The 8,664-nt window shown below is 70.6% G+C and carries 7 protein-coding genes; 6 read left to right on the top strand and 1 reads right to left on the bottom strand.

What is annotated here, in order from left to right; translation table 11 throughout:
* Nucleotides 1-131: 131 nt before the first annotated feature.
* From L1885_RS18585 to ccsB, 6 genes are all read left to right on the top strand, one after another.
* Nucleotides 132-833 (top strand): histidine phosphatase family protein, encoded by a 702-nt coding sequence (locus tag L1885_RS18585; RefSeq protein WP_235798268.1) that lies wholly within the window; start codon nt 132-134, stop codon nt 831-833.
* Nucleotides 834-1,034: 201 nt separating this feature from the next.
* On the top strand, nt 1,035-2,282 hold the full coding sequence (locus L1885_RS18580; protein WP_235798267.1) for a polysaccharide deacetylase family protein: 1,248 nt from the start codon (nt 1,035-1,037) through the stop codon (nt 2,280-2,282).
* A 261-nt stretch (nt 2,283-2,543) separates the two neighbouring features.
* Nucleotides 2,544-3,179, top strand: coding sequence for a TlpA family protein disulfide reductase (locus tag L1885_RS18575; RefSeq protein ID WP_235798266.1), 636 nt, complete (start codon nt 2,544-2,546; stop codon nt 3,177-3,179).
* A gap of 52 nt (nt 3,180-3,231) precedes the next feature.
* Nucleotides 3,232-3,954, top strand: a complete 723-nt coding sequence (locus tag L1885_RS18570) for a cytochrome c biogenesis CcdA family protein (RefSeq protein ID WP_235798269.1) — start codon at nt 3,232-3,234, stop codon at nt 3,952-3,954.
* Between the two features lie 4 nt (nt 3,955-3,958).
* On the top strand, nt 3,959-5,773 hold the full coding sequence (resB, locus tag L1885_RS18565; protein ID WP_235798264.1) for a cytochrome c biogenesis protein ResB: 1,815 nt from the start codon (nt 3,959-3,961) through the stop codon (nt 5,771-5,773).
* On the top strand, nt 5,770-6,882 hold the full coding sequence (gene ccsB, locus L1885_RS18560) for a c-type cytochrome biogenesis protein CcsB (RefSeq protein ID WP_235798262.1): 1,113 nt from the start codon (nt 5,770-5,772) through the stop codon (nt 6,880-6,882). The genes resB and ccsB overlap by 4 nt, the downstream gene beginning before the upstream one ends.
* Nucleotides 6,883-7,029: 147 nt before the next feature.
* Here ccsB and L1885_RS18555 read toward each other — a convergent pair whose 3' ends face one another.
* Complete coding sequence (locus tag L1885_RS18555; RefSeq protein WP_235798261.1) at nt 7,030-8,460, bottom strand: alkaline phosphatase family protein; 1,431 nt, start codon at nt 8,458-8,460, stop codon at nt 7,030-7,032.
* Nucleotides 8,461-8,664 lie beyond the last annotated feature (204 nt).

Below are 8,664 nucleotides of genomic sequence, written 5' to 3'. Positions count from 1 at the left end.
CGGGCGGGCGGGCCGCCGCGCCGGGCGCGTAGCGCCGTACGCTTCGGGCGGTACGCGGTCGCCCGTCGCGCGCCCCGCGCCTCCCGTCCCACCCCGCACGCCCCCGCCGCACGAGTGCAGAAGGATGCCTCATGAACAACCCCATCAACTCCGCCGACCCGGACGAGCTGACCGTGGTCCACGTCATGCGGCACGGAGAGGTGCACAACCCGGACGGCGTCCTGTACGGCAGGCAGCCCGGGTACCACCTGTCCGAGCTGGGCCGGCGGATGGCCGACCGGGTCGCCGAGCACCTGGCGGACCGCGACATCACGCTGGTGGTCGCCTCGCCGCTGGAGCGCGCGCAGGAGACGGCGGCGCCCATCGCCAAGGCGAAGGGGCTCACGGTGGAGACCGACCTCAGGCTCATCGAGGCCGCGAACATCTTCGAGGGCAAGACCTTCGGCGTCGGGGACGGCGCGCTGCGCAAGCCGGCGAACTGGAAGTACCTGACGAACCCGTTCCGGCCGTCCTGGGGCGAGCCGTACGTCGACCAGGTCGTACGGATGATGGGCGCGCTGTCGAAGGCGCGGGACCTGGCACGGGGCCACGAGGCGGTGTGCGTGAGCCACCAGCTGCCGATCTGGATCCTGCGCAGCTTCGTCGAGCGCCGCAAGCTGTGGCACGACCCGCGCCGCCGGCAGTGCACGCTGGCCTCGCTGACCACGTTCACCTACCGCGGCGACCGGATCGTGTCGGTGGGCTACTCGGAGCCGGCCCGCGACCTGGTCCCCGCGCACCTGCTGTCCGGCGCCAAACCCCAGCCGGGCGGCGGCAAGGCGTTCGGAGCATAGGGACAACCCGGACGGAGCATCCCGTATCCGGCGTGATCGAGCGCGTGTTCGTCTCGCGTTCGTAAAGATATGATAATTCCATGAACCACCGTGTTTGTTGCACAGTCTCACGGTTTGTCGCTTGTAAATAATGTGATGAACCGACAAGTTCCTGACCAACGCTTGCCGGTCACCTGAGACCTGAACACGGATGGGGACGGTATGCGCAGCATCAGCCGGAGAGATCTCCTCGGGGCCGGAATGGGCGCGGCGGCGGCGGTCGGACTTGCCGCCTGCGGCGCCGAGAAGGCCGTCGGACACAAGGCGCCGACCGGGACGAAGACCAAGGCGGGCGAGGGCGCCGCGGCCGGAGCCCCGCCCAAGAAGGCCGTCACCCTCATCGGGGACGGCTCCACCGCGTACACGGGCAAGCAGCCCCACCAGCCGCCCGCTCCCGTGCGGCTGGAGCCGGGGCAGACCCCGCCGCAGTTCGTCATCTTCTCCTGGGACGGGGCGGGGGAGGTCGGGACCGGCCTGTTCACCCGCTTCCTCGACCTCGCCCAGCAGCACGACGCGAAGATGACGTTCTTCCTCTCCGGGCTCTACCTGCTCCCGGAGTCGAAGAAGCACCTCTACCAGCCGCCGAACAACCCGGTCGGCGCCTCCGACATCGGGTACCTCAAGGACGCGCACATCACCGACACGCTGGCGTGCGTGCGCCGCGCCTGGAACGACGGGCACGAGATCGGCACCCACTTCAACGGCCACTTCTGCTCCGGCAGCGGATCGGTCGCGAACTGGACGCCCGAGCAGTGGCGCAGCGAGATCGACCAGGCCATGTCGTTCGTCACCACGTGGAAGACGAACTTCGGCAGCACCGTCGGCGACCCCCTGCCCTTCGACTACCGCAAGGAGCTCATCGGCGGCCGCACCCCGTGCCTCCTGGGCCAGAACCAGCTGCTGCCGACGGCCGCGGCCCTCGGCTGGCGCTACGACGCCTCGTCGCCGGGCGGCACGCAGACGTGGCCCACCAAGAAGCTCGGGCTGTGGGACTACCCGCTCCAGGGCATCCCCTTCCCGGGGCACAGCTTCGAGGTCCTGTCCATGGACTACAACATCCTCGCCAACCAGTCGAAGAACTCGACCCAGGGCATGACCTCGCGCTACGCGGGCTGGCGGGAGCAGGCCACCCAGTCGTACATGGCCGGCTTCCAGCGCGCGTACGAGACCAACCGGGCGCCGTTCTTCATCGGCAACCACATGGAGACGTGGAACGGCGGCATCTACATGGACGCCGTCGAGAACGCGCTCAAGCAGATCGCCGGACGCAAGGACGTGCGGCTCGTCTCCTTCCGCCAGTTCACGGACTGGCTGGACGCGCAGGACCCTGCTCTCGTGCAAAAGCTCCAGGCGCTGGAGGTCGGCGAGAAGCCGGCGGGCGGCTGGTCGAGCTACCTCAAGGCGGCCTGAGCCGCCCGCGCGGGTCCGGGCGCCACGGTCGGCGCCCGGACCCGCGGGCAGGCCGGGCAGGCCGGGCGGGGGAGGGCGGACGGCGGCGCGGTGCGCGGGCGCCCCGCGGCCGGCATCCGCGGTCCGCCGGGGGCATCGTCGCAGTTGCGCGGGGTCTCCACAGGGCCCGCTCATCCGCTCCTTACAAGGGGCCCTTGGGGCGGCCCGGACACGCAGGGGGGTGGGAGGGATTGCCCGAATCGCCCATGCGAAACTTTTCACATGAACTTCGGTCGCGCCTTCCGACGCACCACGGCCCCCAAGCGCTCCCGCCGGGCGGTGCGTGCCGCAGCACTGCCGGTCGCCGTGGTCGCCGCGGCCCTCGCGCTCACGGCGTGCAGCGGCAAGTCCGGTGGCGGCGGGGACACCAACTTCGTCACGAGCACCTCGGACGGCATCGACACCGTCCCGCAGGCCGACCGCAAGCCCGTCGGGACGATCAAGGGCACCACCCTCGACGGCAAGGCCCTCGACGTCGCCTCGCTCAAGGGCAAGATCGTCGTACTCAACGTGTGGGGCTCCTGGTGCTCGCCCTGCCGCGCCGAGGCGCCCCACCTCGCGAAGGTGGCCAAGGCCACCGAGGGCAAGGGCGTCCAGTTCGTCGGCATCGACACGCGCGACACCAACAAGGACCAGGGCGTCGCGTTCGAGAAGAACTACGGCGTGCCCTACCCGAGTCTGTACGACCCGACCGGGCGGCTGCTGCTGTCGGGCTTCCCCAAGGGGACGCTCAACCCGCAGGCCATCCCCTCCACGATCGTGCTCGACCGCGACGGCAAGATCGCCGCGCGCGCCCTGCAGGGCCTCGACGAGGCCAAGCTGACGAAGATGCTCGACCCGCTGATCGCGGAGAAGTGATCCCGTGCACGGCGTACAGGTCCTCGCGGAGGCGGGCTACAACTCCACGGTCATGAGCGGCGCGCTGCTCGTCGCGCTGCCGATCGCCGTGCTCGGCGGTCTCGTGTCGTTCTTCTCGCCGTGCGTCCTGCCGCTCGTGCCCGGCTACCTGAGCTACGTGACGGGGGTCACGGGCACCGACATAGGACAGGCCAGGCGGGGCCGGATGGTCGCAGGCGCGAGCCTGTTCGTCCTCGGCTTCACGGCCGTGTTCGTCTCGGGCGGCGCCCTGTTCGGCTTCGCCGGCCAGAACCTCCAGGACCACCGCGCCGGACTCTCCCGCGTCCTGGGCGTCCTGATGATCCTCATGGGGTTCTTCTTCGCGGGCCTGATGCCCTGGATCACCCAGCGCGAGGTGCGCTTCCACAAGCGCCCGGTCTCCGGTCTCGTCGGGGCGCCCCTGCTCGGGGCGCTGTTCGGGGTCGGCTGGACGCCCTGCCTGGGGCCGACGCTCTCCGCGGTGAACATGCTCGCCCTCAGCCAGGGGAGTGCTGGGCGCGGGGCCGTTTTGTCCGTCGCGTACTGTCTGGGGCTCGGGGTGCCCTTCGTGCTCGCGGCCGTCGCGTTCCGCAAGGCACTGGGCGCCTTCGGCTGGGTCAAGCGCCACTACACGTGGGTCATGCGGATCGGCGGCGGCATGATGGTCGCCACCGGACTCCTGCTCGTGACCGGCGCCTGGGACAGCCTCCTGCAACAGACGCAGTCGTGGTCCAACGGCTTCTCGGTGGGGATCTAGCACCATGGGCAACACAGACACACACGCCGGCCGGAGCAGGGCCGACGGCGCCGACCGCGGTGCCGACGACGCCGGCCCGCCCGAGGCCGACGGGGCGCCGGGCGCCCTCACACGCGACGAGGCGGACGCGCGCGAGATCGGCGCGGCCGGTTCGCAGCTGTCCACCGCGCCCCGCGAGGAACCGCTGCTCTCCGGCCCGACACTCGGCCCGATCGGCTGGTTCCGCTGGTTCTGGCGCCAGCTCACCTCGATGCGCATCGCGCTGCTGCTGCTCCTGCTGCTCTCGCTCGCCGCGATCCCCGGCTCGCTGATCCCGCAGTCCAGCGCCGACCAGAACAAGGTCGACACGTTCATCACCGAGCACACCACGCTCGGGCCGCTGTACGACAAGCTCCAGTTGTTCCACGTGTACAGCTCGGTGTGGTTCTCCGCGATCTACATCCTGCTCTTCATCTCGCTCATCGGCTGCATCATCCCGCGGACCTGGCAGTTCGTCGGCCAGCTCCGGGGCCGGCCGCCGGGCGCCCCGAGCCGCCTCACCCGCCTGCCCGCGTACACGACCTGGCGCACCGAGGCCGCGCCCGAGGCCGTGCGCGAGGCCGCCCTGACGATGCTGCGCCGCCGCCGCTTCCGCGCCCACGTCGTCGGGGACGCCGTCGCCGCCGAGAAGGGCTACCTGCGCGAGGCCGGCAACCTGGTCTTCCACGTCGCGCTGATCGTGATGCTGCTGGCCTTCGCCTCCGGCTCCCTCTTCAAGTCCGAGGGCGGCAAGCTGATCATGGAGGGGGACTCGGACGGGTTCTCCAACACGCTCAGCCAGTACGACGACTTCACGTCGGGCCCGCTGTTCGACACGAGCAACCTCGCGCCCTTCTCGTTCTCCCTCGACGACTTCGTCGGCACGTACGAGCGCAGCGGCCCCGAGGTCGGCACCGCCCGCACGTTTCAGGCCGACATCCACTACTCGGCGGGCCCGCGCGACGGCGAGCACAAGGGCGTCATCAAGGAGAACCACCCCCTCAAGATCGAGGGCTCCAACGTCTACCTCATCTCGCACGGCTACGCGCCGTCCGTCACGGTCAGGGACGGCGCGGGCAAGGTCGTCTTCCACGGCGCCACCCCGATGCTGCCGTTCGACAAGAACCTCTCGTCCAGCGGTGCCATCAAGGTGATGGACGGCTACCGCGACAAGAGCGGCAAGAAGGACCAGCTCGGTTTCGCCGCGCTGTTCGTGCCGACGTTCGGCGGCAAGGGCCAGATGCTCTCGCAGTTCCCCGCCGCGGACTTCCCGGTCCTCAACATCGGCGCCTACCACGGCGACCTGGGCGTCGACTCCGGCGTCCCGCAGAACGTGTACCAGCTGAACACCAAGGTGCTCACGCCCTTCAAGGACGCGAAGGGGCAGATCCTCAAGCAGAGCCTGCTGCCCGGCGAGACCATGAAGCTGCCCGGCGGCTCCGGCTCCATCACGTTCGACAAGGGCCCGATCAAGGAGTGGGCGAGCTTCCAGATCACCCACCAGCCCGGCGAACTGTGGGCCCTCGGCGGCGCGATCGCCGCCATCCTCGGCCTCGCCGGCTCCCTGTTCATCCAGCGGCGCCGCGTATGGGTCAAGGCCGTGGCCGGCCCCGACGGCACCACCGTCCTGGAGATGGCGGGACTCGGCCGCAGCGAGTCCGCGAAACTCCCCGAGGAGCTTGGCGACCTCGCCGTCACGCTCCTTCCCGAGGCGCCCCCCGCGCCCGAACCCGACGCCGACGACGCGGGGGAGAAGCCCGCCGCCGCACCAGCCGAACACGCCGAAGGGGCCGAGAAGTGATGCTCGCCGCCGGAACCAACGAGAACCTGGCTCACACCAGCAATGTGCTGATCTATTCGGCCATGGCCGTGTACATGCTGGCCTTCTTCGCCCACATCTTCGAATGGATCTTCGGCAGTCGCAGCAAGGTCGCCCGCACGGCGGCCGCGCTGACGCCGGGCGGCTCCCGCGCCGAGGCCCAGGGGAACGCGAAGGACGCGGGCACCGTCACCATCAAGGTCGCGACCAAGGGCGGCGGCACGACCGTCCTGGAGCGCCCGAAGATCATCACCCGCTCGGCGTCCGGCTCGCGCGACGTCCCCGACGGCCCCGGCGCCGACGGCGGCGACGTGCAGGGCGACATGTGGGGACGCATCGCGCTGTCCCTCACGGTCCTCGCCTTCATCATCGCGGCGGGCGGCGTCCTCACCCGCGCCCTGTCGGTGCAGCGCGCGCCGTGGGGCAACATGTACGAGTTCAGCATCACGTTCTCGACGGTCGCCGTCGGCGTGTACCTGGGCCTGCTGGCCTCCCGCAAGCTGAACATCCGCTGGCTCGGCCTGCCGCTCGTCACCACCGTCCTGCTGACGCTCGGCCTCGCCGTCACCGTGCTGTACACCGCGAGCGACCAGCTGGTGCCCGCGCTGCACTCGTACTGGCTGTGGATCCACGTCTCCACCGCGATCTTCTGCGGTGCGGTCTTCTACGTCGGCGCCGTGTCCACGCTGCTCTACCTCTTCCGCGACCGCTACGAGACGAAGCTCATCGCGGGCGAGAAGATCAGCGCCTTCGCGACGTCCGTCCTGGAGCGGCTGCCCGCGGCGGCGACCCTGGACAAGCTTGCCTACCGGGTCAACGCGGCCGTCTTCCCGCTGTGGACGTTCACGATCATCGCCGGCGCCATCTGGGCCGGCAGCGCCTGGGGCCACTACTGGGAGTGGGACCCGAAGGAGACCTGGTCGTTCATCACCTGGGTCGCCTACGCCTGCTACCTGCACGCCCGCGCCACCGCCGGCTGGAAGGGCCGCAAGGCGGCGACGCTCGCGCTGATCGCGTTCGCGTGCTTCCTCTTCAACTACTACGGCGTCAACATCTTCGTCACCGGCAAGCACTCGTACGCGGGCGTCTGAGCCGCTCCTGCGGAACACGGCACGGGTGTGCCCCGGCGGGATCGCGAAGATCCCGGCCGGGGCACACGCGCGTGCGGGCGCCCGCGCACGCAGGCGACGGGCGGGCCCGTCCCGTGCGGCGCGCGGGACCTTCGCGCGGGCGGCGGGTCAGCGGCGCGGCCGCGTCCCCTTCTCCTGCTTCGGCACCTTCTGGCCGGTCGTCGGCAGCGTCGGCTTGGGGAGCGTCGCCACCTCCTGCTTCGCCTCCGCGAGCTGCTCGGCGGTGTCGGTCGGCAGCTTCGGCGGCTTCGGCGCGCTCGTGCCGAACCCGAAGGCGGACGTCAGGTCGCCGAACGTGCGGCGCCGCCACTGGCTGATGTTGGGCTCGGCCACGCCGGTCACGCGCTCCAGGAAGCGCAGCACCGAGGTGTGGTCGAAGGCGTCGCCGGCCGCCCAGCCGCCGACCGTCCACGGCGAGACGATGACGCACGGCACCCGGAAGCCGCCGCCGATCGGCAGGCCGTCGATGAACTCGTCCGCCGTGCCGGCCTTCGGCGTCGGCGGGACGACGTGGTCGAACAGGCCGTCGTTCTCATCGTAGTCGAGGATGAAGGCCGTCTTGCGCCACACGTCCGGGTTGGACGCGATCGCCTCGATCTTGGAGGCGACGTAGTCCGCGCCGGCGGCCGGCAGGTAGTCGGGGTGCTCGGACTGGGTGCTCGTGCAGATGATCCAGGAGACCGTCGGGAGCCGGTCGTTGCGGGCGTCGTCCTCGAAGGCGCCCGCGGGACCCGGCTGGACGCCCTTGTCGTAGAGCGGGTCGCCCGGCTTCGCGTTCTTGAAGTTGGCGAAGTTCTCCAGCATGTTGCAGCCGTAGTCGTCCTCCTCCTGGTACACCTTCCAGGACACGCCGGCCGCCTCCAGGCGCTCCGCGTACGTCGTCCAGGTGTAGCCGCCGGCCGGGGCGACGTTGCTGATGATCGGGCCGCCGTGGGTGCCGTTCGGGTCGACGGTGCCGGTCATCCAGAACATGCGGTTGGGCCAGGTCGGGCCCATCATCGAGCAGTAGTAGTTGTCGCAGACGGTGAACGCCTCGGCGAGCGCGAACTGGAACGGGATGTCCTCGCGCGTGTAGTAGCCCATGACGTACGGGCCGTTCTTGCCGTCGGCGGCCCGGTGCGCGGGCAGCCAGTTGTCCATCTTCCCGTTGTTCCAGGCGCTGTGCTGGACCGACCAGGCGTGGCTCGTGGACGGGATGGCCTGCGCGCTGGTGGTGCGGGTGTCGAGGTGGAACGGCAGCATGTAGCCGTCCGGGCTGCCGGGGTCCGGCTGGTAGAAGACGGACCGTCCGGTCGACAGCTTCGCGGCCTGCGGGTCGGCGAACCCGCGGACGCCCTTCAGCGTGCCGAAGTAGTGGTCGAACGACCTGTTCTCCTGCATCAGGCAGACGACGTGCTCGATGTCGTCGATCGAGCCGCGGCGCGGCGGGCCTGCGGCGACGGCCTTCTGCACGGACGGCGGCAGGAGGCTGAGGGCGGCGCCTCCCGCGGCGGCGCCGGCGGCGGAACCGAGGAGTCTGCGACGGGTCATGCCGGGCATGGGGGTACCCACTTCCCTTGAGTCGTGAGGATGCGATCGGCCGCGCACGACTCTCTCCGGGCCGGGGCGGGGAAAGTCAGGCCACTTCGATGAACGCCCCGCCAAGCAACGGCAAAAGGGGGCGGCGGCGGCCGCCCGCGCCGGGGGTGGGACCCGGCGCCGCGCGCGGGTGGGCGGACCGCGGGGCGGGGGAGGGCGTCGCCG

Source organism: Streptomyces fuscigenes (assembly GCF_021556455.1).
Classification (GTDB): Bacteria; Actinomycetota; Actinomycetes; order Streptomycetales; family Streptomycetaceae; genus Streptomyces; species Streptomyces fuscigenes.
Note: the sequence above shows the minus strand (reverse complement) of the source record. Positions and strands in the feature narration are given on the sequence as shown.